This is a genomic window from Camelimonas abortus (assembly GCF_042432745.1).
GTDB lineage: Bacteria > Pseudomonadota > Alphaproteobacteria > Rhizobiales > Beijerinckiaceae > Camelimonas > Camelimonas abortus.
Map to the genome: position 1 here is coordinate 586,210 of NZ_JBHLWR010000006.1, position 25,456 is coordinate 611,665.

The following is a 25,456-nucleotide window of genomic DNA, read 5'->3' on the forward strand; positions in this document are numbered from 1 at the left end:
TGCTGCGCCGCCTGCGGCGGCCCGTCGGGAGACGATAGCACCGGCCCGCGGCGGAGGGAAACACCCGGCCGGGGCCCCGCCGCGCGCGTCAGTCGTTCCACACCACCGTCAGGCCGGCCAGCAGGTCGTGGCCCATGCGGCCGCGGCCGTCGATGAGGCCGACGACCACGTCCGCCAGCCACAGCAGGCCGGTGCTGGCCGCAACATAGAAGAACAGCGCGTGCGCGCCGGCGGTGATCGCGTCCACCGGGCCGCCGAGATTGCGCACCACCTTCAGCCCCATCAGCCGCATGCCGATGGTGGCCTGCCGCCGCCCGCCGACGGTGATCATGCTGTAAATGATGCCCGAGGCCGGAACCACCAGCGCGAACAGGAACCAGCCCAGCCCGAAGGTGATGAAGCCGAGCACGAAGACGATGAAGGCCAGCATCATCGTCCACACGGCGATGATCACCAGGTCGACCAGCCACGCCAGCAGGCGGGTGGGCAGCACGCCATTGGTGCGCCAGCGCCATTCAGGGGCGGGCGGGGCGGCGTAGTCAGTGTGGGCCATGGAGATGCGCCTCCTCGGCGGGGGAGCCGTTGCGGACAGGGGCCGCGACGCGCCCCGTGGGCGCGCGCGGCCGTTGAGGGACGCGGCCGCCGCGCCTCGCCGGCGCGCGGTGACCGCTCCGGGCGGCGACCCGCCGGGCCGGCGCCGCAAGCCAATATGGGGCCGCCGGCGGGGAAATCCAGTCCCGCGCCGCGGGCTGGGGCGGGAAAGGCGCCGGACGCACGCCGCCGGCCGCGCCCTGTCAGTTGTTTCCGCCGGCCGGCGCCTTCACCTGCGCCGCGCCCGGGTCCGGCGGCGGGCCGTCGTCGGCCTCCAGGTAAAACCGGCGCAGAAAATAGAAATTGGCCTCGCCCAGCGGGCCGCGCTCGGTGGAGACGCCGGTGATGCGGGGCCGTCCGCCGTCGCCGGCGGCGAAACGGCAGCCCACCACGCGCGCCCGCGTGCGCCCGTCCGGCAGATGCGCCACATAGGCGACGCGCAGCGCGCCCTCGCCGGGGCCGCGCCGGGCCGGGCCGAAACTGTAGGTGGTACCCTCCGGATTGAGCGCCGGAATGACCGAGCGGCACAGGCTGACCGCCCGGGGATCCAGCTGCTCCGGCCACAGCTTCCACAGCGCCAGGCAGCCGGCGCCCAGCGCCGCCCCGACGGCGACGGCGCACAGCATGGCCAGCCGCGAGGGACCGCGCCCCCCGCCGCCCGCAGCCGGCGGCCGGCCCGCGTCCGCCGCCGCGGTCGCTGGCCGCGTCGCCGCTTTTCCGCCGCCATGGTCCGTCGCGGTCATGTTTCCTTCGCGGTCACGCGTCGCGGACTACGCCCGCCCGCGCAGCAGCCGCGCGGCGCGCGGCGCAAAATAGGTGAGCACGCCGTCGGCGCCGGCGCGCTTGAAGGCCAGCAGGCTCTCCATCATCGCCTTCTCGCCGTCCAGCCAGCCGTTGCGCGCCGCGCCCTCGATCATCGCGTATTCGCCCGACACCTGATAGGCGAAGGTGGGCATGCCCAGCCCGGTCTTCACCCGGTAGAGCACGTCGAGATAGGGCAGGCCGGGCTTGACCATGATCATGTCCGCGCCTTCCTCAACGTCGAGGCCCGCCTCGACCAGGGCTTCGTCGGAATTGGCGGGGTCCATCTGGTAGGTGCGCTTGTCGCCCACCAGCAGCGCGCCGGAGCCGACGGCGTCGCGGAACGGGCCGTAAAACGCCGAGGCGTATTTCGCCGCGTAGGACATGATCTGCACGTCCTGGAAGCCGGCGGCGTCCAGCCCCTCGCGGATGGCGCCCACGCGCCCGTCCATCATGTCGGAGGGGGCGATGACGTCGGCGCCGGCCTCGGCCTGGATCACCGACTGGCGCACCAGGCGCGCCACCGTCTCGTCGTTGAGGATGCGCCCGCCGGCCATCACGCCGTCATGGCCGTGGCTGGTGTAGGGGTCGAGCGCGGCGTCGATGATGACGCCGACCTCCGGGACTTCCTTCTTGATGGCGCGGGCGGCGCGGCACACCAGATTGTCCGGGTTCAGCGCCTCGCTGCCGTCAGGATCCTTCAGCGCCGGGTCGGTGTAGGGGAACAGGGCGATGGCCGGAATGCCCAGCTCCGCCGCCTCCGCCGCCGAGCGCACGATCTCGTCCACCGACTGGCGGTCGACGCCCGGCATGGACGGCACCGGCTCGCGCCGCTTCTCGCCGTCGATCACGAACATCGGCCAGATCAGGTCGCTGGTCGTCAGCGCGTTCTCGCGCACCAGACGGCGCGCCCATTCCGCCTTGCGGTTGCGCCGGGGCCGGCGCACGAGACGGAGATCGGTGGTTTCGGGGCCGTTGCTGGTGCTGGACATGGCTGGCGTTCCGGTGGTTCATGGCGGCCGCGTCGCTGCGCGCGGCCCTGCGTCTCGCCCCCATCTATAGGGCATGCGCCGGCCCAGTAAAATGCAGGGCGCGCATGGAAGCCGCCACGGGAGCCGTCATGGGAGTCCCTGGGAGAGCCGCCTGCGCTCGCGGGCCGCGCGCCCGGCGCCGGGGCGGCCGCCGCCGCGGCCCGGGCGATTGACGCGGCCGGCGCAAGCCACCAAAGTCCGGCGGCGCGCCTGGCCCCGCCGCCGCCAGCGCGGCGCCCGCCGGGAACAGCGCGGACACAACAACCGGAATGACAGGGGAATCGGTCGTGCAGGACGTTCAGGAACGCGAAATCATCTGCGAACGCCAGGGGTCGGCGGGCGTCGTCATTCTGAACAGGCCGAAAGCCCTGAACGCGCTGACCCTGACCATGGTGCGCGGCCTGCGCGAGGCGCTGGACGCCTGGGAGAAGGATCCGCAGGTGACGCGCGTCGTCGTCACCGGCGCCGGCGACCGCGCCTTCTGCGCCGGCGGCGACATCCGCTCGCTCTACGAGCAGGGCCGTGGCGGCCGTCTCGACGAGGCGCTCACCTTCTGGCGCGAGGAGTACCAGCTCAACGTCCGCATCCGCGAATACGCCAAGCCCTACGTGTCGCTGGTCGAGGGCATCGTCATGGGCGGCGGCGTGGGCGTGTCGGTCCACGGCAGCCACATGGTCGCCTTCGACCGGTTCACCTTCGCCATGCCGGAGGTGGGCATCGGCTTCTTCCCGGACGTGGGCGCCACCTACGTCCTGCCGAAGCTGCCGGGCGAACTCGGCGCCTTCCTCGCCGTCACCGGCGAGCGCATCGGCCAGGCGGAGGCCCATGCGCTCGGCCTTGTCACGCACGCCGCCCCGTCCTCCGAATTCGGCGCCATCCGCGAGCGGCTGGTCGCCGGCGAGCCGGTGGACGACGTGCTGGCGCCTTACGCCGCCCGCCCCACCGCCTCGACCCTGCTCGACCACCGCGCGCTGGTTGACCACGCCTTCAGCGCCCCGGACGTGCCCGGCGTGCTGGCCCGGCTCGACGCGGCCGCCGCCGCCGGCGACGCCTTCGCGGCGAAAACCGCGGCCACAATGCGCACAAAATCGCCCACCAGCATGGCGATCGCGCTGGAGCAGGTCCGGCGCGGCCGCGGCGTCGACATGCGCGAGGCGATGCGCATCGAATACCGCATCGTCAACCGCATCGCCCTCGGCCACGATTTCTACGAGGGCGTGCGCGCCGTGATCGTCGACAAGGACCACAGCCCGAAGTGGAGTCCGGCCTCGCTCGACGCGACGCCGCCGGCGGAGGTGGCGAAATATTTCGAGCCGCTCGGCGCGAACGAGCTGACCTTCGACTGACGCGCCGCCGGGGCGGCCGCCTCACGTCCGCCGCCCCGCGCCCGCGGGACGGCGCCGGCGCGGCGCGCAGCACAGGGCCAGAACAGGGCGAAAGGGAGCCGCGCAGGTGACCGGCGACGACGGGGACAGGCAGGGCTGGATGATCGAGGCGCTCCGCCTGGCGCCGCTGGGGCCGCGCGTGCGCTGGGGCCGCATCCTCACGTGGTTCCTGCGGCTGATGGCCGTGCTGTGGATGATGATGGGCCTGCTGGCCTGGGCGGACATCCTCGGCGTCATTCCCTCGCCCGTGCCCTTTGAGGACCGCAGCCTCGGCGCCCAGGCGGCTTCGACGTATTTCGCCGTGCTCAATCTGGTGGCCGCCGTCGGCCTGTGGCTCACCAGCACCTGGGGCGGAATCATGTGGCTGCTGGCGCTGATGAGCCATCTGATTCTGGCCATCTTCCTGCCCGGGGCGGTGGCCAGCGGCGCGCTCACCGTGGTGCTGTTCACCCTGCTGGCGGCGCTCTATCTGGTGTTTTCCTGGCTGGCGGCGCACGACCAGCCCTGAGGGCGGGCCAGCGCGCGCAGCTCTCCCCCGGGCGCGCCCGCCGCGGCGCGGGGAGCGGCGCGTTGTGGCGCCGCCGCCGCGGTCGGCGCCTTTTCGCCCCGCCGCGGCGCGACGCCATAAAAACGCCGTGCTGATCATCGTTTGGTAAGACGCGCGGGCTACACGGGGCCCATGCATGACGCGCCGCCCGGCCGCCGCCGGGGCCGGCGCGCAGCGATCCGGAACAGTCAGGGACCCGGGGCGGCGGTCCTGTTCGGGACCGGCGCTGTTCCAGCACGGGTTCGAGGGCCATGAACGACAAGTTTTTTTCAATGAAACGCCGTACCTTCCTGCTCGGCGCGGGCGGCGTGGTCGCCGGCCTCGTGGCTGGACCCGCCCTCGCGCAGCAGTTTGCGTTCCAGAACCAGGCGGAGTGGAGCCAGAGCTATGACGCCGGCGTCGGCGTGCGCAGCGTGCGCTCGTCCACGCCGCTGCTGTCCCGGGAGACGCTCGCCGCCACGGAGGAGGCCATCGCCCGGCTGCGCGAGATCGAGGCGCGCGGCGGCTGGGGCTCGACGCCCGCCGGCCAGCGCCTGCGCCTTGGCGCGCGCGGCCCGGCGGTGGTGGCGCTGCGCCAGCGTCTCGCCGCCTCCGGCGACCTGCCGCGCGTCGCCGGCGCCCAGGACATTTTCGACAGCTATGTCGAGGGCGGCGTGAAGCGCTTCCAGCTGCGCCATGGTCTCAACCCCACCGGCGCGCTCAACGCCCAGACCATCGCCGCCATGAACGTGCCGGTCTCCACCCGCATCCGCCAGCTGGAGACCAACCTGGTGCGGCTGCGGGCGCTCTCGGCCAATCCCGGCCGCCGCTACGCCGTGGTGAACATCCCCGCCGCCCTGGTGGAGACGGTGCGCGACGGCCATGTGGTGAGCCGCCACGCCGCCGGCGTCGGCAAGATCGACCGCCAGTCGCCGATCATGAACGCCAGGGTCACCCAGATTAACTTCAACCCGTTCTGGACGGTGCCGGCGTCGATCATCCGCAAGGACCTGATTCCGAGGATGCGGAAGGATCCGAACTACCTCACGGACCAGAAGATCCGCATCTACTACAACGGCGTGGAGATCCCGCCCTCCCAGGTGGACTGGAACTCCTACGAGGCCACCCGCTACACCTTCCGCCAGGATCCGGGCGCGGACATCAACTCGATGGGCTTCGTGCGCATCAACATTCCCAATCCGCACGGCGTCTACATGCACGACACGCCGGCGCGCGGCATTTTCGGCGACGACTACCGCTTCGTCTCCTCCGGCTGCGTGCGCGTGCAGAACATCCGCGACTATGTCGCCTTCCTGCTCGAGGAGACGCCGGGCTGGGACGCCCGCGCCATCCAGGCGGCGATCGATTCCGGCAAGCGCATCGACGTGAACCTCGCCCAGCCGGTGCCGATCTACTGGACCTACATCACCGCCTGGGGCACCCCCGAAGGCGTCATCCAGTTCCGCGACGACATCTACAACCGCGACGGCCTCGGCGTGAACGCCTCCATGGCCGCGGCTGCGGCCGAGGAGCAGGCCGGCGAATCACACTGACCGCGTGGCGCCGGCCGGGCCGGCGCGCGGCGGAGCAGGGCGGGCGCATGCGGCGCGCGTCTCCCCGGGGAGACTTGTTGGCGTCAACAGGCCGACGTGGTAAGAGCCTGGCGCCGGCAGGCCGGCTTCCGTCGCAGGGCGGCGCCGGCCCGGGCCGGTCCCCGCAGCATCAGGAACCAGGCGGCGGCCCTGGCGGGCGCGCCGCATGATTTTTTCAGGCACCGCTGACGCCGGCGCGCGTGGCGCCGTCGGCTGCGGCAGAGGTGAGGCGCCCGTGGGCGAAACCAGCATGAGCGAGACCACTCCGCACCTGTCCAACAGCTTCTTTGGGGCGTCGCTGGCCGAGAGCGATCCCGAGATCGCCCGCGCCATCGAGCTGGAGCTCGGTCGCCAGCGCGACGAAATCGAGCTGATCGCTTCGGAGAACATCGTGTCGCGCGCCGTGCTGGAGGCGCAGGGTTCGGTGCTCACCAACAAGTACGCCGAGGGTTACCCGGGCCGGCGCTATTACGGCGGCTGCCAGTTCGTCGACATCGCCGAGGAGCTCGCCATCGAGCGCGCCAGGAAGCTGTTCGGCTGCGGCTTCGCCAACGTGCAGCCCAACTCCGGCTCCCAGGCCAACCAGGCGGTGTTCCTCGCCCTGCTGCAGCCGGGCGACGCCTTCATGGGCCTTGACCTCGCCGCCGGCGGCCACCTGACCCACGGCGCCGCCCCCAACATGTCCGGCAAGTGGTTCCGCCCGGTGCACTACACCGTGCGCAGGGACGACCACCGCGTCGACATGGACGAGGTGGCCCGCATCGCCCGCGCCGAGAAGCCGAAGCTGATCATCGCCGGCGGCTCCGCCTACGCCCGCCACTGGGATTTCGCCCGCTTCCGCGAGATCGCCGACGCGGTCGGCGCGTATTTCATGGTGGACATGGCCCACTTCGCCGGTCTGGTGGCCGGCGGCGCGCATCCCTCGCCGTTCCCGCACGCCCATGTGGTCACCACCACCACCCACAAGACCCTGCGCGGTCCGCGCGGCGGCATGATCCTCTCCGACGATCCGGAGATCGCCAGGAAGATCAACTCCGCCATCTTCCCCGGCCTGCAGGGCGGACCGCTCATGCACGTCATCGCCGGCAAGGCGGTGGCGTTCGGCGAGGCGCTGCGTCCCGAGTTCCGCGCCTATGCGAAGGCGGTGGTGGACAACGCCCAGGCGCTGGCGGCCGCCATCCAGGCCGGCGGGCTCGACCTCGTCTCCGGCGGCACCGACAACCACCTGATGCTGGTGGACCTGCGGCCAAAGGGCCTCACCGGCAAGGCCGCCGAGGCGGCGCTCGGGCGCGCCCACATCACCTGCAACAAGAACGGGATCCCCTTCGATCCGGAGAAGCCCACCGTCACCTCCGGCATCCGTCTGGGCTCGCCGGCCGGCACCTCGCGCGGCTTCGGCGCGGCCGAATTCACCCGCATCGGCGAGCTGATCGTGCGGGTGCTGGACGGCCTTGCGAAGAACGGCGAGGAGGGCAACGCCGCCATTGAGGCCGAGGTGCGCGCCGAGGTGAAGGCGCTGACCAGCCGCTTCCCGATCTACGCCTGATCCGGCGCCATTCCGTCCGGTCACGGCCGCCCGCCGCCCGCCGCGGCGGGCGGCTTTTTGCGGCGCGCGGACGGGGAAAAATCCGCCGGGGGCGCGAAAACCGGGCCGGAGGGGCGCAGCGGCCTTGCCAGCCGTCGCCGTGAGGGCTTATTGCCGGTATAGCCTGACACAATGAACCTTCGTCCAGGCCGCGCCCGGCGAAGGGCGGGCCGGGCCGCGGGGTTCGCGCCGCAGGTTCCGGTTCGCCGCAGGCTGCGCCTTCCCGTCCCGGGAAGGGCGGGGCGGCCGGACGCCGCAGGCTTACCGGAAGGTCAGACGCATGCGCTGCCCGTACTGCGACAGTCTCGACACCCAGGTGAAGGATTCCCGGCCGACCGACGATTCGGCAGCCATCCGGCGCCGGCGCGTCTGTCCCGACTGCGGCGGCCGCTTCACCACCTTCGAACGCGTGCAGCTGCGCGAGCTGGTGCTGATCAAGCGTTCCGGCAAGCGCGCCCCCTTCGACCGCGACAAGCTGCAGCGATCAGTGCAGGTGGCGCTGCGCAAGCGCCCGGTGGAGCCCGAGCAGGTGGAGCGCATGATCAACGGCATCGTGCGGCAGCTGGAAAGCATGGGCGAGGCCGAAATTCCCAGCGAAACCGTGGGCGAACTGGTGATGGCCGGGCTCAAGGCCCTGGACGAGGTCGCCTATGTGCGCTTCGCCTCCGTCTACCGCAATTTCCGCGAGGCGCGGGAGTTCGGCGAGATCATCGGCGAGCTCGGCGGCTCGGGCGGCGGCGAGACGCGGCGCCCCGCAGGAGCCGCCTCCCGGCCGGACGGCGCGTCCGGCGAATGAGCCAGGCACGGCGCATGGTCCGGCCGCAGCCCGGAGCCGGAGCGATGGATCCCGCCCGCGTCGCCGCGCTCGACGCGCGTTTCATGCGCGACGCCCTGGCGTACGGCCGGCGCAACCTTGGCCGCGCCGCGCCCAACCCCTCCGTGGGCGCCGTGCTGGTGCGCCCGGAAGGCCCCTTCGTGCTGGCCCGCGGCGTCACCCAGCCAGGCGGACGCCCCCACGCCGAGGCCATGGCCCTCGCCGCGGCGGGGGACGCGGCGCGCGGCGCCTGGCTCTACGTCACCCTTGAGCCCTGCTCCCATGTGGGCCGCACCGGCCCCTGCGCCGGCGCCGTCATCGAGGCCGGCGTGGCGCGGGTGGTCTCCGCCATCGGCGATCCCAACCCGCTGGTGGCCGGTCGCGGCCACGCCATGCTGCGCGAGGCCGGAATCGACGTGACCGTCGGCGTCGGCGCGGACGAGGCGCGCCGTGACCACATCGGCCACTTCACCTTGGTGCGGGAGAAGCGCCCCGCCGTGCTGCTCAAGCTGGCCCGGACCGCCGACGGCGTCGCCGCCCGCCGCCACGGGCCGCGACTCATGATCACCGGCGCCGCCGCCGGCGCCCGCGTCCACCTGATGCGCGCCCACGCCGACGTCATCGTCGTCGGCGTCAGCACCATTCTCGCTGACGATCCCGATCTCACCGTGCGCCTGCCCGGCATGGCGCACATGTCGCCGGTGCGGGTGGTGCTGGACGGGCGCCTGCGCACGCCGCAGGACGCCCGGGTGGTCACTGACGCGCGCCGCGTTCCCACCTGGATCATCGCCGCGCAGGACGCGCCGCCGGAGCCGGAACGGGCGCTGGTCGCCGCCGGCGTCGAGGTGATGCGCGTTCCCGGCGACGCCCTTGGCCGGCCGCAGCTGGCGGCGGCGCTGCATCTGCTCGGCGCCCGCGGCGTCACCCGGGCCTTCTGCGAGGGCGGGCCGACCCTGGCCAACGCGCTCGCCGCCGCCGGACTCATCGAGGAAGTGAACCTGATCACCGCGCCGGCCCCCTATGACGGCCCCGCCGGCGCGGGCGTTCCCGCCATCGGCCCGGACCTCGCCGGCTGTCTCGCCGGCATGCGCATGTTCGCGGACGAGCCGCTGGGCGCAGACCGGCTGCAGAGATACGAAAGGGCGTAACGATGTTCACCGGCATCATCACCGACGTGGGCGAGATTCTCGCCGCTGACGATCACCAGGGCTCGCTGCGGCGCCTGCGCATCGCCTCGCGCTACGATCCGGCCTCCATCGCGCTCGGCGCCTCCATCGCCTGCGGCGGCCCCTGCCTCACGGTGGTGGCGGCGGGCCCGCACGCCTGGCCGGACGGAACGGCCGGGGCCTGGTTCGACGTCGACGTCGCCGCCGAGACCCTGGCCCGCACCACCGCCGGCGCATGGCGCGTGGGCGACCGCCTCAACCTGGAGCGCGCCCTGAAAATCGGCGACGAGCTGGGCGGGCACATCGTCACCGGCCATGTGGACGGCGTGGCCGAGCTGCTGGCGCGCGACGCCGTCACCGGCGACGACGCCCCCTGGGGCGAAACCTCGCGCTTCACCCTGCGCGCCCCGGCCCATACCGCCCGCTTCATCGCCGAAAAGGGCTCCATCGCCCTCGACGGAACCTCGCTCACCGTCAACACGGTGGAGGGCGACGTGTTCTCCGTGCTGCTCATTCCCCACACCCTGCAGGTGACCACCTGGGGCCTGCGCCAGCCCGGCGACCGCATCAATCTCGAGGTGGACATGATGGCCCGCTACGCCGCCCGGCTTGCGGAGGCGCAGGCGAAGGGGTACTGACCCCTTCCACACAGGGTTTCGCCACGGGGCGGGCCGCGCCGGCCGGCGCGGGGCCGCGCCGCGGAACGTTCGCCGTTCTCTCCGGAAAAGGGTCCGCACATGGTTGCTCCGCGTCGTTCTTCCGCTGCCGTTACACCGCTCGACGGCGCCCGCGTGCTGGTGGTGGAGGCGCGCTATTACGAGGAGCTGGCCGACGAGCTGCTCGCCGGCGCCCTGGGCGCGCTGGCCGCCGCCGGCGCCGAGGCCACCGTGGTCACCGTGCCGGGCGCGCTGGAGATTCCTGCGACCATCGCCATCATGCTCGACCAGGGCGAGGCCGCCGGCCGCCCCTGGGACGCCGCCGTGGCCCTGGGCTGCGTGATCCGCGGCGAGACCGGCCATTACGACATCGTCGCCGGCGAAAGCGCGCGGGCGCTGATGGACCTCTCCGTGCAGCGCCGCCTGCCGCTGGGCAACGGCATCCTGACGGTGGAGAACGAGGAACAGGCCTGGGCCCGCGCCCGGGTCAGCGACATGAACAAGGGCGGCGGCGCGGCCGAGGCGGCGCTCGCCGTGTTGCGCGTCAAACGCGCCGGACAGGCAGGCCAGAATGGCAAGGGGTGAAAAACGCAGCGCCGCGCGGCTGGCCGCCGTGCAGGCGCTCTACGAAATGGACGTGTCCGGCAAGGGCGTGCTCGACGTCATCGCCGAGTTCGAGTCCCACTGGATGGGCCGCGAGATCGAGGGCATGGAGTTCCGCCCGGCCGAGGTCGCCTTCTTCCGCGACATTACGGCCGGCGTGGTGCGCGACCAGGCCCGCATCGACCGCAACGTCGACGCCGCCCTCGCCGACAGGTGGCCGCTGCGCCGGGTGGAGCCGGTGCTGCGCGCCATCCTGCGCGCCGGCGCCTATGAGCTGTTCAACCGGCGCGACGTGCCGGCCAAAGCCTCCATCTCCGAATATGTCGACGTGGCCCGCGCCTTCTACGAACAGGACGAGCCGGGCCTCGTCAACGCCGTGCTCGACGCCATCGCCCGCCGGCAGCGGCCGGACGAGCTCGGCCCGCGCGGCGGCTGAGCCGCGCCGCCCGCCGCGTTTTCGCCGCGCCCGCAGTCCGCGCCCGCAGCCGTCCGCCGCGGGCGTTTCTGTCTGCGGCTTGCCTTGCGACGGCTTCCGGCGTTCACTCCGGCGGTGACGCGTCGGCGCCGGCCGCCGGAGCCAGGGGAGAACGCCATGGCGGACATGTCCGAAAACGACCTGATCGCGACCTTTTTCGCGCCGCTCGCCGGGGAGGGAGGTCTTGGTCTCAGGGATGACGCCGCGCGTCTGGCCCTTTCCGAGAACCACGAGCTGGTGGTCACCACCGACGGCGTGATCGCCGGCGTGCACTTTTTCCCGGAGGATCCGCCGGAAAGCGTCGCCCGCAAGGCGCTGCGGGTGAACCTGTCCGATCTCGCCGCCAAGGGCGCGCGGCCGGTGGGCTTCCTGCTCACCCTCGGCCTGCCGGAGGGGTGGACGCGCGACTGGCTCGCCGCCTTCGCCGCGGCCCTCGGCGAGGACGCGCGCGCCCGCCGCTGTCCGCTGCTCGGCGGCGACACCATGCGCACGCCGGGGCCGCTCACCGTCGCCATCACCGCCCTCGGCGAAATCCCGCGCGGAACCATGGCCCGGCGCGACGGCGCCCGCGCCGGCGACATCATCGCCGTGACCGGAACCATCGGCGACGCCGCCCTCGGTCTCGAGGCGCGCCGGGCGCAGGTCGCAGGTCCGGACGCGCCGCGGCCCGCCTGGCTCGACGCCATCGGCCCGGACCACGCCGCCGCCCTCGCGCGGCGCTATCTGGAGCCGCAGCCGCGCAACGCCCTGGCCGAGGCCGTGCGCGGCCTCGCCAGCGCCGCCATGGACATCTCCGACGGCCTCATCGGCGACCTGCGCAAGCTGACCCTTGCCTCCGGCGTCTCGGCCCTGCTCATCCTCGACGACGCGCCGCTGTCGCCGGCGGCGGCGGCGGCGCTGGCCGCCGACGACAGCCTGGCGCGCCAGATCTTCGGCGGCGGCGACGACTATGAGCTGCTGCTGACGGCGCCGCCGGATCACTATGAGTCGCTGGCGGCTGCGGCGCGCGCCGCCGGCTGCGGCCTCGCCGCGGTGGGCGAGATTCTCCCCGCGGACGCGCCGTTCGAAACCCGCTGGCGCGACCGCGCCGTCGATCTCGGCCCCGGCGCCTTCACGCATTTCTGATGCGGCCCTGCCTGCGGCCCGCCGCCGCGCCGGCGGCGGGCGGCGGAAATTTCCTGCGTTTGTTAAATGATATAACATGTAACATATGCGGAAATGGCGAACAGACGGACGTTCGCCTGACCTGGCGCCGGACAAAACAGTGATCCGCGCCGGTCATGCATGAGGACATGCGCATTTGCGTCACGGAAAGTTATCGACACGTCCCGTGATGTCGCCGTTCTGATGAACTGTTGTAAAAGGCACGCCCATTTATTGCGTCACATGGCCGTGACCCGCGCGCTGGCGGGGCGTGGTTGCGCCAGACACGGGCTGCGGCCGGATTTGCCGGGAGAAGCAAAAACAGCAATCATGTCATGTCACTGAATGACATGACGCGGCGCGTCGTCGCATGCGGCGCGACACATGCGGCGGAGCCGCCGGCAGGAACGTCAGGGAAGAAACGACATGGCTGCAGTGCTGATTATTATTCTTCTGGGAGCGCTATCCATTGTATATGGCGCCGTCACCATCCGCGCGGTCATGGCTGCCGACGCAGGCGACGCGCGCATGCAGGAAATCGCCGGCGCCATCCGGGAAGGGGCGCAGGCCTACCTCCGGCGGCAATACCTGACCATCGGGGCCGTCGGCGTCATCCTGTTCGCGGCGCTCTGGCTGCTGCTCGGCTTTCTGGTGGCGGTCGGCTTCGCCATCGGCGCCATTCTCTCCGGCGCGGCCGGCTTCATCGGCATGAACGTCTCGGTGCGCGCCAACGTCCGCACCGCCCAGGCCGCGTCGCGCTCGCTGGCCGCGGGCCTCGACATCGCCTTCCGCGCCGGCGCCGTCACCGGCCTGCTGGTGGCCGGCCTCGCCCTGCTCGGCGTCGCCGGCTATTACGCCGTGCTCACCGGCCCGGTGGGGGCCGCCCCTGGCGACCGCGTCGTCATCGACGCGCTGGTGGCCCTTGGCTTCGGCGCCTCGCTCATCTCCATCTTCGCCCGTCTGGGCGGCGGCATCTTCACCAAGGGCGCCGACGTGGGCGGCGACCTCGTCGGCAAGGTGGAGGCCGGCATTCCCGAGGACGATCCGCGCAACCCCGCCACCATCGCCGACAATGTCGGCGACAATGTCGGCGACTGCGCCGGCATGGCCGCGGACCTGTTCGAGACCTACGCCGTCACCGTGGTCGCCACCATGGTGCTGGCGGCGATCTTCTTCGCCGGCGCGCCGGCGCTACCGGCGATGATGCTCTATCCGCTGGCCATCTGCGCCGCCTGCATCGTCACCTCGATCGCCGGCGCATATTTCGTGCGGCTCGGGCCCAGCCAGTCGATCATGGGCGCGCTCTACCGCGGTCTCGCCGCCACCACCGTGCTCTCCGTCGTGGGGCTGGCCGCGGCCACCCACCTGCTGCCGGGCTGGGGCGACGTCGCGGGCGCCGGCGGCCTCGTGCTCAACGGCTTCGCCCTGTTCCTGTGCGGACTGGCCGGCCTCGTGGCGACGGCGCTGATCGTGCTGATCACCGAATATTACACCGGCGTCGGCTACCGGCCGGTGCGCTCCATCGCCCAGGCCTCGGTCTCCGGCCACGGCACCAACGTCATCCAGGGGCTGGCGGTGTCGCTGGAGGCCACCGCCCTGCCGACCGTCGTCATCGTCGCCGGCATCATCGTCGCCTACAAGCTGGCCGGCCTGTTCGGCATATCGGTGGCGGTCACCACCATGCTCGGCCTCGCCGGCATGATCGTCACCCTCGACGCCTTCGGCCCGGTCACCGACAACGCCGGCGGCATCGCCGAAATGTCCGGCCTGCCGCCGGAGGTGCGCCGCTCCACCGACGCCCTTGACGCGGTGGGCAACACCACCAAGGCGGTCACCAAGGGCTACGCCATCGGCTCGGCCGGCCTCGGCGCCCTGGTGCTGTTCGCCGCCTATAACGAGGACTTGCGCTACTTCACCGCCAACGCCGACCGTTACCCCTATTTCCAGGGGGTGAACGTCGATTTCTCGCTCGCCAATCCGTATGTGGTGGTGGGCCTGCTGCTGGGCGGCCTCATCCCCTTCCTGTTCGGCGGCATCGCCATGACCGCCGTCGGCCGCGCCGCCAGCGCGGTGGTGGAGGAGGTGCGCCGCCAGTTCCGCGAGAAGCCCGGCATCATGGAGGGCCGCGACCGTCCCGACTACGCCCGCGCCGTCGACATGCTGACCCGGGCCGCCATCCGCGAGATGGTGGTTCCCTCGCTGCTGCCGGTGCTGGCGCCCGTCGTGCTCTATTTCGTCATCAACGCCGTGGCCGGCCGCAGCCAGGCCTTCGCCGCGGTGGGCGCCATGCTGCTCGGCGTCATCGTCACCGGCCTGTTCGTCGCCATCTCCATGACCTCCGGCGGCGGCGCCTGGGACAACGCCAAGAAGTCGTTCGAGGACGGCTTCACCGATGACGCCGGCGTCACCCACCGCAAGGGCTCGGAGGCGCACAAGGCCTCGGTGACCGGCGACACCGTCGGCGATCCCTACAAGGACACCGTCGGCCCGGCCGTGAACCCGGCCATCAAGATCACCAACATCGTCGCCCTGCTGCTGCTGGCCATGCTGGCGCACGCCGGCTGAGGCGCCGGGCGGGGAGGGGGCGCGCCGCCGGGGCGCGTCAGGCGCGACGTGCGGCGCAAAAAAAGGGCCCGCGGGAAACCGCGGGCCCTGCCGTTGCGCGGGCCTTTTCCGTCCGCCCGTGGACGCCCCGCCGCGCGGGGCGCGGGCTCAGGTGGCGAACGGGTTCATGTTGCTGGCGCCGAGGCCCTTGAACATCTGGCGCACGAAGGAGCGCTCCTGGCCGCTGGTGGGCGTGGTGCGGGTGACGAAGTCGAACACCTCGCCGTCCTTCAGCCCGTACAGCGCCACGCGCTCGACCCTGAAATTCCTGTCAAAATAGATCGCCGCCACCCGCTGGTCGGTGATGGTGGGGTTGAGGAACTGGACCTTGCGTTCGCGGGTCTGCGAAATGTAGTAGAACGTCTTGTTGCCGACCGTGGAGGTGGTGGTGGGGGTGCCCAGCTCCGTCAGCACCGTCTCGACGCTCGTGCCGGGACGGATCTTCGCCAGCATGGCTTCGTCCACCTGCTGGCCGTGCACGATGACTTCCTTCGCGCAGCCGCCGGGAAGCATGGCGGCGCCGGCGAGCGCGGCGGCGATCATGACGTTGCGGAGTAAGGCCTTCGCCATTCTGTCACCTTCTGTAGGTCGCTGCGGGTCGCTGTCCGGACCGGAAAGACCGCCCGCCCCGCGCGGGACGGCGCGCCGGCGCGATCTTAGCACGTCGCCGCGGCCTGTCGCGTCCCGGATCGGAAACGGCGGGCGCCGGCCGGAGGCGCGACGGCCTTGCATCATCGTCGCTGGAGGCGTACCCCGCTGGCGTCTGTTTGGCAAGAACCCGGCCCGCGGCCGGCGGGCGGGCCGCCGCGGGCGGCCCTGCAGGGAGTAAAGCGCGCGTGGTTTTCGGTTTCTTCAGGCGGCGGGATCCGCACCGCGCCGCCGTCGATCATCTGTACCGGCGCGTGGCCGCCGCGGCGCGCCAGCCGGATCTCTATGAATCCTACGGCGTGCCCGACACCACCCAGGGCCGGCTGGAGGCGCTGGAGCTGCACGCCATTCTCGCCATGAGGCGCCTGCGCGACCTGCCGCCGCCCGCCGACGCCATCGGCCAGGCCTTCGTCGACACCGTGTTCGAGCAGGTGGAGCACGCGTTGCGCGAGATCGGCATGGGCGACACCACCGTGCCGAAGCGCATGAAGCTGATCGCCAGGGGATTCTACGGCCGCGCCCTTACCTATGGCGCCGCCCTCGACGCCGGCGACGCCGTGACGCTGGCGGCGGCGCTGGGTCGCAACGTGCTGAACGGGGACGGGCCGGCGCCGCAGCTTGCCCGCTACGCCATGGCCGCGGAGGCGCATCTGGCCGGGCTTTCCCTGGCGCAGATCGCGCCGCAGCCGGACGCCGCCGCGCCGGAGCTGTTCCCGGACGCCCGCGCGCTGCGGCTGGCGGCCGAAGGAGACCTGCAATGACCGACCATGATCCCGCGCCGTTCCTGTCGCATGTGGTGCGCGTCTCCACCCTGCCGCGCGGCGGCGCCCGCGTGACCGTGGAGGCCGACGAGGCCGCCCGCGCCCGCATGGCCAGGGCCTTCGACCTGCGCGCCCTGCCTTACATGAAGGCCACCTTCACCCTGGGCGGCGACGCCCGCCGGCTGCGGGTGAAGGGGCGCCTGCGCGCCGAAATCCGCCAGACCTGCGTGGTGACGCTGGACGAGTTCGATTCCGCCATCGACGAGGACATCGACCTCGTCTTCTCCGAGGACGCGCCGCCGGAAGGGGTGAATCCCAATTTTGACGATGACGGCGACGGCAGGGTTGAGGACATCGAGCCCATCATCGACGACCGCATCGACCTTGGCGCGCTGGCGGCGGAATATCTGTCGCTGGCCATCGATCCCTGGCCGCGCCGGCCCGGGGCCTCCTTTGACTGGAAGGATCCGGAGGACGGGGATTCGCCCTTCGCCGCCCTGCGCCGGCTGAAGCCCTCCGGCGACGGCGGCTGAGCGCGGCGGGACGGGGTCCGTCACATTGCCGACACGCCGGCATGGTTGAGCCGGGGGGCGCTTGGCGGGGCCGCCGTCGCCCTTGCCTAACGGCGCCGATGTTGTTTACAGCCTGATCTCCAGCGTTGCGGGATGTCCGGCGGCGGTTATTGTCCGCGGGCCGCCCCGGCAGGCGCGTCAGAGCCAACAGGATGCAGTCCCCATAAATGTCACGTTCCATCCGCATCGCGATTGACGCCATGGGCGGCGACCTGGGGCCCCAGGTCGCCATTCCCGGTGCGGCCATGGCCCTGGAGCGGCGGCCGGACCTGAAATTCGTCCTGACCGGCGACGAGGCGAAAATCGCCCCGCTGCTCGACGCGCATCCGGCGCTGAAGGCGGCCTCCGAACTGCGCCACACCGCCGTGGCGGTGGCCATGGACGCCAGGCCAAGCCAGGCGCTGCGTCAGGGACGCTATCACTCCTCGATGTGGATGGCCCTTGAGGCGGTGAAGCAGGGCGACGCCGACATCGCCCTTTCGGCCGGCAACACCGGCGCGCTGATGGCCATGGCCAAGTTCTGCCTGCGCACCATGGGGGGCGTGGACCGCCCGGCCATCGCCGGCCTGTGGCCCACCATGCGCGGCGAGAGCGTGGTGCTCGACATCGGCGCCAGCATCGGCGCCGACGCCGCCCATCTGGTTGATCTGGCCATCATGGGCGCGGCCATGGCCCGCATCGTGCTCGACATAGAGAAGCCCACCGTGGGCCTGCTCAATGTCGGCGTCGAGGAGGTGAAGGGCCTCGAGGTGGTGAAGGAGGCGGGCCGCATCCTGCGCGAGAGCGATTTCCCGCATCTTTCCTATCACGGCTTCGTCGAGGGCGACGACATCGGCAAGGGCACCGTCGACGTGGTGGTGACCGAGGGATTCACCGGCAACATCGCCCTGAAGGCGGCGGAAGGCACGGCGAGGCAGTTCGCCGCCCACCTGCGCGCCGCCATGTCCAGCTCGTGGCTGACCCGACTCGGCTACCTGCTGGCCAGAAGCGCCTTTGACGCGCTGCGGGAGCGCATGGACCCGCGCCGCGCCAATGGCGGCGTGTTCCTGGGCCTTGAAGGAATCGTCATCAAGAGCCATGGGGGAACGGACGCGCTCGGCTTCGCCAGCGCGATTGAACTTGGATATGACATGGCCCGGTTCGACCTGATGTCGAACATCCGGGCCCTGGTTCTTGGCAGGGACGGGCCGTTGGCGACTGCCGGGCAAGCCTGAGGAGTATGGGCGCGTGACACGTTTGCGTTCGGTGGTCCGCGGTTGCGGCGCTTACCTGCCGCCCCGCGTGGTGACCAACGACGAGCTGGCGGGGCTTGTCGACACGTCAGATGAATGGATCGTCCAGCGGACCGGCATCCGCCAGCGGCGCATCGCGGCCGACGACGAAACCACGTCGGTGCTCGGCGTGCGCGCGGCGCAGGCGGCGCTCGCCGACGCGGGGCTGGAGCCGGGAGACATTGACCTGGTGATCTGCGCCACCTCGACGCCGGATCACACCTTCCCGGCCACCGCCACCCAGATCCAGGCGGGGCTCGGCATCACCCACGGCGCCGCCTTCGACCTGCAGGCGGTCTGCTCCGGCTTTGTCTTCGCCGTGGCCACGGCCGACAAGTTCCTCATCTCCGGCTCGCACCGGCGCGCGCTGGTGGTCGGCGCCGAGACCTTTTCGCGCCTGCTCGACTGGGAGGACCGCACCACCTGCGTGCTGTTCGGCGACGGCGCCGGCGCCATCGTGCTCGAGGCCCGCGAGCAGCCCGGCGCGGTCACCGACCGCGGCGTGCTCACCACCCACATCCGTTCCGACGGACGCCACCGCCACAAGCTCTATGTGGACGGCGGGCCGGGCTCCACCCGCACCGTCGGCCACCTGCGCATGGAGGGGCGCGAGGTGTTCCGCCACGCCGTCGGCATGATCACCGACGTGATCGAGGACGCCTTCAACGCCACCGGAATCACCGCCGGCGACCTCGACTGGTTCGTGCCCCACCAGGCCAACCGGCGCATCATCACCGCCAGCGCCGACAAGCTGGGCATCGCGCGCGAAAAGGTGGTGGTGACCGTCGACCAGCACGGCAACACCTCCGCCGCGTCGATTCCGCTGGCGCTGGCCGCCGCCCGCGCCGACGGCCGCATCAAGGAAGGCGACCTGGTGATGATCGAGGCGATGGGCGGCGGCTTCACCTGGGGAAGCGCGCTGATCCGGTGGTGAGGGTTACCTGGCGTCTGTCGGAGTTGTTGACCGCGAAGTCTCCACGGTTTACGTGTGATTCCAAAGAGATAGGTTCAGTTTTCATCAGGTGGGGCGAAAATGGCGGGGCGCACCGTTACGCGCGCAGATCTTTGCGAAGCAGTGTACCAGAAGGTGGGGCTGTCACGGACAGAATCGGCCGAGCTCGTCGAGCAGGTCCTGAAGGAAATGTGCGACTGCCTCGCCAGCGGAGAAACGGTGAAGCTTTCCTCCTTCGGCTCCTTCGTCGTGCGCGAAAAGGGCCGCCGCATCGGCCGCAACCCCAAGACCGGCGTCGAGGTGCCCATCGAGCCGCGCCGCGTCATGGTCTTCAAGCCTTCCAACGTGCTGAAGGCCAGAATCAACGGCCAGCTCGCCGCAGCGCAGCAGGACTGAACCGGACATGACGCGGGGCGCCCACGGGCGCCCCGTCGCGGCCTGAGGGGCCCGCGCGCCGCGCCGCCGGGAGCCGGACGTTCCGCAACAGCACGCACACGGCGCCGGGCCCGGCGCATGTTAAAGAGGATGGCCCACACCAGCGACGCGGAACAAAGCTTTGACTGACCGCCAGACATCGGACAAGGAGCCCGGCGCGTTCCGCACCATCAGCGAAGTGGCGGCGGAGCTTGACGTGCCGCAGCACGTGCTGCGCTTCTGGGAGACCCGGTTCAGCCAGATCCGCCCGCTGAAACGCGGCGGCGGCCGCAGGTTTTACCGCCCCGAGGACGTGCTGCTGATCCGCGGCGTCCGCCGCCTGCTCTACGGCGAGGGCTACACCATCCGCGGCGTGCAGCGCATCCTGAAGGAGGAGGGGGTGCGCTACGTGCAGCAGATCGGCGCCGGCGACGCCCCGCCTGCCCCGGCCGCGCGCCCTGGCGAGCCCGCCGCCTGGCCTGACGGCGCCGCCAGCGACGCGCCGTCCGTCGCGCCCCGCCCGGCCGCCGGCGATGACTGGCCGCCGCCTGGCGACGGCGGGGGGGCGGAACAGCCGCCGCCGGCGCGGGAAGCGCCGGCCGCAGCCTCGCCGCCGGTCGCCATGGCGCACCGCGGCGAGCCGCCGCTCACCGGGCCCGCCCACGCCATGGCGCCCGCCGGCCCGCCCGCCGCCGGGGGCGAGGCTGTCTCCGCCGCCGCGGCCATGCCGCCGTGGCGCCGGCGCCTGCTGGAGGAGGCGCTGGCGGAGCTGCTGGAGTGCCGGCGCCTGCTGGCCCACGCCCGCGGCGACGCCGCCGGCGCCGACTGAGGACCGCCGCGCCCGCGCCAGCACGCCGCCGGGGCGGGGAGGGGCCTGCGGGCGCGCCGCGGTTCGCCCGCACCTTTCCCTTCCGTTCCCTCCCGCCTGTCCCCGCATTCTTCTCCGCAGGAGCGGCCGCGCCGGCGCCGTCCGCCGCAGGGCGGCGGCGAAATGGGGACTACCCACAGCCATTGCCGGCCGGAGGCGTTGCTTTCGCCAGGCGCCTTCACTATAAGGCGGGCAACGTCAGGTTACGCCTGCGTGCGCGGGGAACATCCCCGTGACCGGTTATCTGGCGGGCAGTAGCGCAGCCCGGTTAGCGCACTAGTCTGGGGGACTAGGGGTCGTGGGTTCAAATCCCGCCTGCCCGACCATTCTTTCCGCAGTTTCCGCATCGTCCTTTTCCGCACGTGCGCGCTGATGGCGCCGGCAGGTGCCGGTCCCGGCTGCGTCAGCCTGTCGCGGCGCCGGTCCGCCGCCGGCCGGTCCGCAGGAAACGCCGGCGTTTTCACGCCCGCGCGCCAGCTTTTTTCCGGTCCCGCACGCCCCTGGCGGCGACTTTCCGCGCGCTGGCGGGCGCGGGCGCGCCGTCCGGACAATAGAGGAATTGACGTAACGGTATGAGGAGGTATAAGTGGGGTGTCTTTATATTTGAAATACATTGCGGCTTACGGGTTTGACGCTATGGAAAATACTGAAGATATGCTGCGCCTTTCAGTTGACGTCGTTTGCGCATACGTCGCCAACAACCAGATCGACGCGGCGGAACTTCCGCAGCTGATCAGCCGGATTCACGAGTCATTTCGCAAGCTCGCGCAGACGCCGGAGGACCAGGAGCGGGCCGGGCGCCCGGCGCCGCTCACTCCGGCGCAGATCCGCAAGAGCGTCACCCCGGACTACATCATCTGTTTTGAGAACGGCCGGCCTTACCGCTCGCTCACCCGTCACCTGCGGGCCGCCTACGGCCTCACGCCGGCGGAATACCGCGCCAAATGGGGCCTGCCGCCAGACTATCCCATGGTGGCGCCCAATTACGCCGCCATGCGCTCGCAGCTGGCGCGCAACATCGGCCTCGGCTCCGGCGGCAAGACGGGCGGCTGACGCCCGCCTCCGGCGGGCGCGTCGCCGGACTCACGGACGCGCGAACAGCCACGCGTCCGGCTGGCGGCCGGCGATGATCTCCGCAGCGCATGGCGTGGCGGGGCAGGGGCCGCCGGCGGCGATCGCCGCGCTGCGCCAGCCCACGAGCGGCGCCAGCGCCGCCTCCATCCGCCGCCGCGTCTCGTCCGGCCCCGCGCCGCTCTCGGCGAGGATGCCGGGATGGAACGAGACCAGCAGCAGCGTGGCCGCGCCGCCGGTCGCCGGCCGCATCAGCAGCGGCGCCATGTGCGGCAGCAGCGCGAATTCGCCGCCCTCGATGTCCAGCTTCACCATCAGCGGCCGCGCCGGATCAAGGCGCGCGGCCAGCTGCGCCGGCGTCACCGCCGGCGCCCGCCACACGGCGCGCCCGCCGGCCGCGGCCGCCTGCGCCAGCAGGGCGCTGGACATGGAATCGCCCGGCTTGCGCCGCGCCGCCATGGTCACCGGCTCCGCCGCGGCGCTCACCGCCGCGGCGATCACCGTCACCCGCGCCGCCAGCTCCGGATTGGCCGCCAGATTGGCGCGCAGCTCCGCCAGCGCCGCCGGATCCGCCTCCACCGCCACGCAGTCCGCGCCCAGCGCCGCCGCATGGAGGCAGGTGGGGCCCACCCATGCGCCCAGATCGAGAAACTGCGTCCCCGGCCGGGCGTGCCGGGCGATGGCCGCCAGCGATCCCGGCTCCCAGGCCCCGGCCTCGACCCGCGCCCAGAACGTCGGCTTGTCGTCGCAGACCATGACGGTCGCGCCCCCCAGCTTGACCTTGCGGGCGGCTGTTGCGATTGGAGCGCGCGTGTCCTGCATCAGAGGCTCCGGCACGGAATGCGGTCGCGGCGCGCGCTGCGCGGCGACGGACGAAACTCAGGGGAACAATCAATGGACCTTGGCGCGCTTGTCAGCAACAAACATGTGTTCATCACCGGCGCTTCCGGCGGCCTGGGCGCCCATTTCGCCCGGCTTTACGCCCGCTGCGGCGCGGTGGTCACCGTGGCCGCCCGCCGCGCCGACCGCCTCGCCGAGCTGGTGACGGAGCTGCAGGGCATGGGGGCGAACGCCTGCGCCGTCTCGCTCGACGTCACCGACGAAGCGTCCGTCGGGCGCGCCTTCGCGGAGGCCGAAGCTGCCCAGGGTCCGGTCGACATCGTCATCAACAACGCCGGCATCTCCCGCCCTGGCCTCGCCATGGAGCTCTCCACCGCCGAATTCGACGAGGTGATCAACACCAACCTGCGCGGCGCATGGCTGGTGTGCGCCCGCGCCGGCCGCAACTGGAAGGCGGCCGGCCGCGGCGGCGTCATCGTCAACATCGCCTCGATTCTCGGCTTCCGCGTCGCCCAGGCCATCGTGCCCTATGTCGCCTCCAAGGCGGCGGTGGTGCACATGACCAGGGCGCTGGCCCTGGAGTGGGCACGCTACGGCATCCGCGTCAACGCGCTGGCGCCCGGCTACATCCTCACCGACATCAACCGCGAATTCTTCGAGACCGAGCCGGGCCAGGCCATGATCCGCCGCATCCCCATGCGCCGCCTCGGCAAGGAGACGGACCTCGACGGCGCCATCCTGCTGATGTCCTCCGACGCGGCCAGCTGGATGACCGGCCAGACCATCGCCGTGGACGGCGGCCATCTGGTGTCGACGCTCTGATCCGCGTCCGCGCCGTCGCCCCCCGGTTGTGACCGTGGCGGGCGCGGCGTAACATGCTGGCGTCTGTGGCGGTTCTCCGCCGCGGCGCGGGAGAAGGCCGGCCCGGCGCGACGCCGGGCGGGGCCGGCGCGGCGGGGGGCATGACGCGGGGCGGCCCGGAACGGGGCCACCGGGGGGGCGGGAGGCTGGTGATGCCGGTCGTGCTTGTCCTGCTGTCGTTCGTCGCCGTGGCCGCGGCCCTGCTGGCCGGGGCGCTGATTTTCGGCGGACCCGGGGTTCCGTCGTCCTTCCCGGAAAGGCGGGCGGCGCCGTTCCATGACGGCGGCGCCGCGCCGGCCCCGCCGCTGTCGCGTTATCGCGGAGACGGCGGGACCGGGCTGGCCCTGCGCGCCTATCCGCCGGCGGGGCGCGGCGGGGCGCGCGGCGCGGTCATCCTGCTCCATGGCGTGCTCGCCTGCAGCGAGACCATGCATCCGCTTGCCCAGGCGCTGGCGGCGGCGGGTTTTGCGGTTTACGCGCCGGACATCCGCGGCCACGGCGCCAGCGGCGAGCGGGGACACATTGATTACGTCGGCCAGCTCGAGGCGGATGTGGCGGCGCTGCTCGACGCCGTGCGGCCGCCGCAGCCGCTGACCCTCGCCGGCTACTCCGCCGGCGGCGGGCTCGCCCTGCGGGTCGCGGCCGGGCCGCTGGGGTCGCGCTTCCAGAGCTTCATGTTTCTGGCGCCCTTCCTCGGGCCGGACGCACCCACCAGCATGCCCGCGGCCGGCGGCGGCGCGTGGCTGCGCATCGGCTGGCCGCGGCTCCTCGCCCTCATGCTGCTCAACCGGTCCGGCGTGCGGCGCTTCAACCGCCTGCCGGTGGCGCGCTTCGCCGTCGCCCCGGCCGGCCGGGGCCGGTTCGCCGACAGCTTCGACTACAGCCTGGCGATGAATTTCGGCCCGCCGCGCGACTGGCGCGGGGCCATCGCCGCCATCCGGCGGCCGTTCGCGGTGATCGCCGGAGCCGACGACGACTGCTTCCGCGCCGGCGGCTACGCCGAGGCCTTCGCCGGCGCGCCCTTCCTGCGCCAGCTGGAGCTGGCGCCGGGGGTGGACCACGCCAGCCTGCCGGCGGCGCCGGAGCCGGTGGCCATGACTGTCGCCGCCATCGCCCGCCTGCAGCAGGAGCGGACGTGAGCGGCCGGGCTCAGCCGGCGAGGCCGGCGAGCTGGCAGATCTCCTCCGCCGCGAGCGTGGCCGGCGTCTGGCCGGCGCGCACGGCCGCCTCGATCTGCGGCACGCGCTCGCGCAGCGCCGGATCATTGCGCAGGCGCGCGTGCATGCGCTCCTCCACCAGCGTCCACATCCAGCGCACCTCCTGGGCGCGGCGCCTGGCCTGCAGCTCGCCCGCCGCCTCCATGCGCCGGCGGTGGTCGAGCACGTGCTCCCACAGCCGGTCGAGACCGATGTTGGCGAGGCCGGAGATGGTGATCACCGGCGGCGTCCACAGTTTCGAGGCCGGCGCGAGGATGTGCAGCGCCGCCATGTACTCCGCCGCCGCCGCGCGGGCGCGCTTCTGGTTCTCGCCCTCCGCCTTGTTGACGGCGATCATGTCGGCCAGCTCGAGAATGCCCTTCTTGATGCCCTGCAGCTCGTCGCCGGCGCCCGGCAGCATCAGCACCAGGAAGAAGTCGGTGAGCTCGGCCACCGTCGTCTCGGACTGGCCGACGCCCACCGTCTCCACGATCACCACGTCAAAGCCGGCCGCCTCGCACAGCAGGGTGGTCTCGCGGGTCTTCGCCGCCACGCCGCCCAGGGTGCCGGCGCTGGGCGAGGGGCGGACGAAGGCGTTGGGATCCACCGCCAGGCGCGCCATGCGCGTCTTGTCGCCCAGGATCGAGCCGCCGGTGCGGGTGGAGGAGGGGTCCACCGCCAGCACCGCCACCTTGTGGCCCATCGCCGTCAGATTGGAGCCCAGCGCGTCGATGGTGGTGGACTTGCCCACGCCCGGGACGCCGGTGACGCCGAGGCGGATGGAGCCGCCGGTGCGCGGCATCAGCGTCTGCAGCAGCTGGCGGGCGGCGGCGCGGTGATCCTCGCGCTTCGATTCGATCAGCGTGATGGCGCGCGCCAGCGCAGCGCGATCGCCGGCGACCAGCCGTTCGGCGAGGGCCGCGACGTCAACGGCGGGCGGGCGAGGGGCTGTCTGTGCGGTCATGATCATCTGCATCCGGAACTGGGGCGGCTCGCGCGAGCCGCGTCAGGGCGGCGCCGGCGGACTCCG

At 72.1% G+C, this 25,456-nt stretch carries 26 protein-coding genes and 1 tRNA gene; 21 read left to right on the plus strand and 6 right to left on the minus strand.

What is annotated here, in order from left to right:
- Window positions 1-88: 88 nt before the first annotated feature.
- From ACFFJB_RS05000 to hemB, 3 genes are all read right to left on the minus strand, one after another.
- Window positions 89-553, minus strand: coding sequence for an RDD family protein (locus ACFFJB_RS05000; protein WP_376830037.1), 465 nt, complete (start codon window positions 551-553; stop codon window positions 89-91).
- A gap of 241 nt (window positions 554-794) precedes the next feature.
- Entirely contained in the window at window positions 795-1,334 is a 540-nt protein-coding gene (locus ACFFJB_RS05005) for a hypothetical protein (RefSeq protein ID WP_376830039.1), read from the minus strand.
- A 27-nt stretch (window positions 1,335-1,361) separates the two neighbouring features.
- The gene (gene hemB / locus ACFFJB_RS05010) at window positions 1,362-2,384 is read right to left on the minus strand and encodes a porphobilinogen synthase (protein ID WP_376830041.1); all 1,023 of its coding nucleotides are present in this window, start codon (window positions 2,382-2,384) and stop codon (window positions 1,362-1,364) included.
- Between the two features lie 326 nt (window positions 2,385-2,710).
- On the opposite strand from hemB, the gene ACFFJB_RS05015 reads away from it, so the two are divergent.
- The 11 genes from ACFFJB_RS05015 (at window position 2,711) to ACFFJB_RS05065 (ending at window position 14,933) form a co-directional block, all read left to right on the plus strand.
- Entirely contained in the window at window positions 2,711-3,769 is a 1,059-nt protein-coding gene (locus ACFFJB_RS05015; protein ID WP_376830043.1) for an enoyl-CoA hydratase/isomerase family protein, read from the plus strand.
- A 106-nt stretch (window positions 3,770-3,875) separates the two neighbouring features.
- Complete coding sequence (locus ACFFJB_RS05020; protein WP_376830045.1) at window positions 3,876-4,316, plus strand: DUF6163 family protein; 441 nt, start codon at window positions 3,876-3,878, stop codon at window positions 4,314-4,316.
- Window positions 4,317-4,627: 311 nt separating this feature from the next.
- On the plus strand, window positions 4,628-5,887 hold the full coding sequence (locus ACFFJB_RS05025) for a L,D-transpeptidase family protein (RefSeq protein ID WP_376830046.1): 1,260 nt from the start codon (window positions 4,628-4,630) through the stop codon (window positions 5,885-5,887).
- 289 nt (window positions 5,888-6,176) lie between these two features.
- Entirely contained in the window at window positions 6,177-7,472 is a 1,296-nt protein-coding gene (gene glyA / locus ACFFJB_RS05030; RefSeq protein WP_376830048.1) for a serine hydroxymethyltransferase, read from the plus strand.
- Between the two features lie 319 nt (window positions 7,473-7,791).
- A complete protein-coding gene (gene nrdR, locus ACFFJB_RS05035; protein ID WP_376830050.1) occupies window positions 7,792-8,307 on the plus strand; it encodes a transcriptional regulator NrdR in 516 nt (171 codons plus the stop codon).
- The gene (gene ribD, locus ACFFJB_RS05040) at window positions 8,304-9,473 is read left to right on the plus strand and encodes a bifunctional diaminohydroxyphosphoribosylaminopyrimidine deaminase/5-amino-6-(5-phosphoribosylamino)uracil reductase RibD (protein ID WP_376830052.1); all 1,170 of its coding nucleotides are present in this window, start codon (window positions 8,304-8,306) and stop codon (window positions 9,471-9,473) included. The genes nrdR and ribD overlap by 4 nt, the downstream gene beginning before the upstream one ends.
- Window positions 9,474-9,475: 2 nt before the next feature.
- Window positions 9,476-10,129, plus strand: coding sequence for a riboflavin synthase (locus ACFFJB_RS05045; RefSeq protein WP_376830054.1), 654 nt, complete (start codon window positions 9,476-9,478; stop codon window positions 10,127-10,129).
- Between the two features lie 99 nt (window positions 10,130-10,228).
- Entirely contained in the window at window positions 10,229-10,732 is a 504-nt protein-coding gene (gene ribH, locus ACFFJB_RS05050) for a 6,7-dimethyl-8-ribityllumazine synthase (RefSeq protein WP_376830056.1), read from the plus strand.
- Window positions 10,719-11,186, plus strand: coding sequence for a transcription antitermination factor NusB (gene nusB, locus ACFFJB_RS05055; protein WP_376830058.1), 468 nt, complete (start codon window positions 10,719-10,721; stop codon window positions 11,184-11,186). Before ribH ends, nusB begins: the two co-directional genes overlap by 14 nt.
- Before the next feature lie 156 nt (window positions 11,187-11,342).
- Window positions 11,343-12,350 carry a thiamine-phosphate kinase gene (gene thiL, locus ACFFJB_RS05060; protein ID WP_376830060.1) on the plus strand — a complete coding sequence of 336 codons (1,008 nt, stop codon included), beginning with the start codon at window positions 11,343-11,345 and terminating at the stop codon, window positions 12,348-12,350.
- Between the two features lie 444 nt (window positions 12,351-12,794).
- The gene (locus ACFFJB_RS05065) at window positions 12,795-14,933 is read left to right on the plus strand and encodes a sodium-translocating pyrophosphatase (RefSeq protein ID WP_376830062.1); all 2,139 of its coding nucleotides are present in this window, start codon (window positions 12,795-12,797) and stop codon (window positions 14,931-14,933) included.
- Window positions 14,934-15,080: 147 nt separating this feature from the next.
- Here ACFFJB_RS05065 and ACFFJB_RS05070 read toward each other — a convergent pair whose 3' ends face one another.
- Window positions 15,081-15,542 (minus strand): outer membrane protein assembly factor BamE, encoded by a 462-nt coding sequence (locus tag ACFFJB_RS05070; protein ID WP_376830064.1) that lies wholly within the window; start codon window positions 15,540-15,542, stop codon window positions 15,081-15,083.
- Window positions 15,543-15,808: 266 nt separating this feature from the next.
- Between ACFFJB_RS05070 and ACFFJB_RS05075 the strand changes: the two genes are divergently transcribed.
- From ACFFJB_RS05075 to ACFFJB_RS05110, 8 genes are all read left to right on the plus strand, one after another.
- Window positions 15,809-16,381 carry a ubiquinol-cytochrome C chaperone family protein gene (locus tag ACFFJB_RS05075; protein ID WP_376830066.1) on the plus strand — a complete coding sequence of 191 codons (573 nt, stop codon included), beginning with the start codon at window positions 15,809-15,811 and terminating at the stop codon, window positions 16,379-16,381.
- On the plus strand, window positions 16,378-16,914 hold the full coding sequence (locus ACFFJB_RS05080) for a YceD family protein (RefSeq protein WP_376830068.1): 537 nt from the start codon (window positions 16,378-16,380) through the stop codon (window positions 16,912-16,914). Before ACFFJB_RS05075 ends, ACFFJB_RS05080 begins: the two co-directional genes overlap by 4 nt.
- Window positions 16,915-17,120: 206 nt before the next feature.
- Window positions 17,121-18,167: a phosphate acyltransferase PlsX gene (plsX, locus tag ACFFJB_RS05085; protein WP_376830070.1), complete on the plus strand. Its 1,047-nt coding sequence runs from the start codon at window positions 17,121-17,123 to the stop codon at window positions 18,165-18,167.
- Window positions 18,168-18,180: 13 nt separating this feature from the next.
- Entirely contained in the window at window positions 18,181-19,158 is a 978-nt protein-coding gene (locus ACFFJB_RS05090) for a beta-ketoacyl-ACP synthase III (protein ID WP_376830072.1), read from the plus strand.
- 99 nt (window positions 19,159-19,257) lie between these two features.
- Window positions 19,258-19,572 carry an integration host factor subunit alpha gene (locus tag ACFFJB_RS05095; protein ID WP_376830074.1) on the plus strand — a complete coding sequence of 105 codons (315 nt, stop codon included), beginning with the start codon at window positions 19,258-19,260 and terminating at the stop codon, window positions 19,570-19,572.
- Between the two features lie 160 nt (window positions 19,573-19,732).
- Window positions 19,733-20,419 carry a MerR family transcriptional regulator gene (locus ACFFJB_RS05100; RefSeq protein WP_376830076.1) on the plus strand — a complete coding sequence of 229 codons (687 nt, stop codon included), beginning with the start codon at window positions 19,733-19,735 and terminating at the stop codon, window positions 20,417-20,419.
- A 287-nt stretch (window positions 20,420-20,706) separates the two neighbouring features.
- A tRNA-Pro gene (locus ACFFJB_RS05105) sits at window positions 20,707-20,784 on the plus strand.
- 328 nt (window positions 20,785-21,112) lie between these two features.
- On the plus strand, window positions 21,113-21,511 hold the full coding sequence (locus ACFFJB_RS05110; RefSeq protein ID WP_376830077.1) for a Ros/MucR family transcriptional regulator: 399 nt from the start codon (window positions 21,113-21,115) through the stop codon (window positions 21,509-21,511).
- A gap of 30 nt (window positions 21,512-21,541) precedes the next feature.
- Here the strand turns inward: ACFFJB_RS05110 and ACFFJB_RS05115 are convergent, their stop codons facing one another.
- On the minus strand, window positions 21,542-22,351 hold the full coding sequence (locus ACFFJB_RS05115) for an FkbM family methyltransferase (protein ID WP_376830079.1): 810 nt from the start codon (window positions 22,349-22,351) through the stop codon (window positions 21,542-21,544).
- Window positions 22,352-22,423: 72 nt separating this feature from the next.
- Between ACFFJB_RS05115 and ACFFJB_RS05120 the strand changes: the two genes are divergently transcribed.
- Complete coding sequence (locus tag ACFFJB_RS05120; RefSeq protein ID WP_376830081.1) at window positions 22,424-23,191, plus strand: SDR family NAD(P)-dependent oxidoreductase; 768 nt, start codon at window positions 22,424-22,426, stop codon at window positions 23,189-23,191.
- A 191-nt stretch (window positions 23,192-23,382) separates the two neighbouring features.
- Complete coding sequence (locus ACFFJB_RS05125; protein ID WP_376830083.1) at window positions 23,383-24,369, plus strand: alpha/beta hydrolase; 987 nt, start codon at window positions 23,383-23,385, stop codon at window positions 24,367-24,369.
- A gap of 10 nt (window positions 24,370-24,379) precedes the next feature.
- On the opposite strand, the gene meaB is transcribed toward ACFFJB_RS05125, so the two are convergent.
- Window positions 24,380-25,396, minus strand: a complete 1,017-nt coding sequence (gene meaB, locus ACFFJB_RS05130) for a methylmalonyl Co-A mutase-associated GTPase MeaB (protein ID WP_376830085.1) — start codon at window positions 25,394-25,396, stop codon at window positions 24,380-24,382.
- Between the last annotated feature and the right edge of the window lie 60 nt (window positions 25,397-25,456).

Excerpts from the sequence above, each read along its gene's own strand:
- ACFFJB_RS05000 (WP_376830037.1), bottom strand. The coding sequence starts at position 553 with ATGGCCCACACTGACTACGCCGCCCCGCCCGCCCCTGAATGGCGCTGG.
- ACFFJB_RS05005 (WP_376830039.1), bottom strand. The coding sequence starts at position 1,334 with ATGACCGCGACGGACCATGGCGGCGGAAAAGCGGCGACGCGGCCAGCG.
- hemB (WP_376830041.1), bottom strand. The coding sequence starts at position 2,384 with ATGTCCAGCACCAGCAACGGCCCCGAAACCACCGATCTCCGTCTCGTG.
- ACFFJB_RS05025 (WP_376830046.1), top strand. The coding sequence starts at position 4,628 with ATGAAACGCCGTACCTTCCTGCTCGGCGCGGGCGGCGTGGTCGCCGGC.
- glyA (WP_376830048.1), top strand. The coding sequence starts at position 6,177 with ATGAGCGAGACCACTCCGCACCTGTCCAACAGCTTCTTTGGGGCGTCG.
- nrdR (WP_376830050.1), top strand. The coding sequence starts at position 7,792 with ATGCGCTGCCCGTACTGCGACAGTCTCGACACCCAGGTGAAGGATTCC.
- ribD (WP_376830052.1), top strand. The coding sequence starts at position 8,304 with ATGAGCCAGGCACGGCGCATGGTCCGGCCGCAGCCCGGAGCCGGAGCG.
- ACFFJB_RS05045 (WP_376830054.1), top strand. The coding sequence starts at position 9,476 with ATGTTCACCGGCATCATCACCGACGTGGGCGAGATTCTCGCCGCTGAC.
- ribH (WP_376830056.1), top strand. The coding sequence starts at position 10,229 with ATGGTTGCTCCGCGTCGTTCTTCCGCTGCCGTTACACCGCTCGACGGC.
- nusB (WP_376830058.1), top strand. The coding sequence starts at position 10,719 with ATGGCAAGGGGTGAAAAACGCAGCGCCGCGCGGCTGGCCGCCGTGCAG.
- thiL (WP_376830060.1), top strand. The coding sequence starts at position 11,343 with ATGGCGGACATGTCCGAAAACGACCTGATCGCGACCTTTTTCGCGCCG.
- ACFFJB_RS05065 (WP_376830062.1), top strand. The coding sequence starts at position 12,795 with ATGGCTGCAGTGCTGATTATTATTCTTCTGGGAGCGCTATCCATTGTA.
- ACFFJB_RS05070 (WP_376830064.1), bottom strand. The coding sequence starts at position 15,542 with ATGGCGAAGGCCTTACTCCGCAACGTCATGATCGCCGCCGCGCTCGCC.
- ACFFJB_RS05080 (WP_376830068.1), top strand. The coding sequence starts at position 16,378 with ATGACCGACCATGATCCCGCGCCGTTCCTGTCGCATGTGGTGCGCGTC.
- plsX (WP_376830070.1), top strand. The coding sequence starts at position 17,121 with ATGTCACGTTCCATCCGCATCGCGATTGACGCCATGGGCGGCGACCTG.
- ACFFJB_RS05095 (WP_376830074.1), top strand. The coding sequence starts at position 19,258 with ATGGCGGGGCGCACCGTTACGCGCGCAGATCTTTGCGAAGCAGTGTAC.
- ACFFJB_RS05110 (WP_376830077.1), top strand. The coding sequence starts at position 21,113 with ATGCTGCGCCTTTCAGTTGACGTCGTTTGCGCATACGTCGCCAACAAC.
- ACFFJB_RS05115 (WP_376830079.1), bottom strand. The coding sequence starts at position 22,351 with ATGCAGGACACGCGCGCTCCAATCGCAACAGCCGCCCGCAAGGTCAAG.
- ACFFJB_RS05120 (WP_376830081.1), top strand. The coding sequence starts at position 22,424 with ATGGACCTTGGCGCGCTTGTCAGCAACAAACATGTGTTCATCACCGGC.
- ACFFJB_RS05125 (WP_376830083.1), top strand. The coding sequence starts at position 23,383 with ATGCCGGTCGTGCTTGTCCTGCTGTCGTTCGTCGCCGTGGCCGCGGCC.
- meaB (WP_376830085.1), bottom strand. The coding sequence starts at position 25,396 with ATGATCATGACCGCACAGACAGCCCCTCGCCCGCCCGCCGTTGACGTC.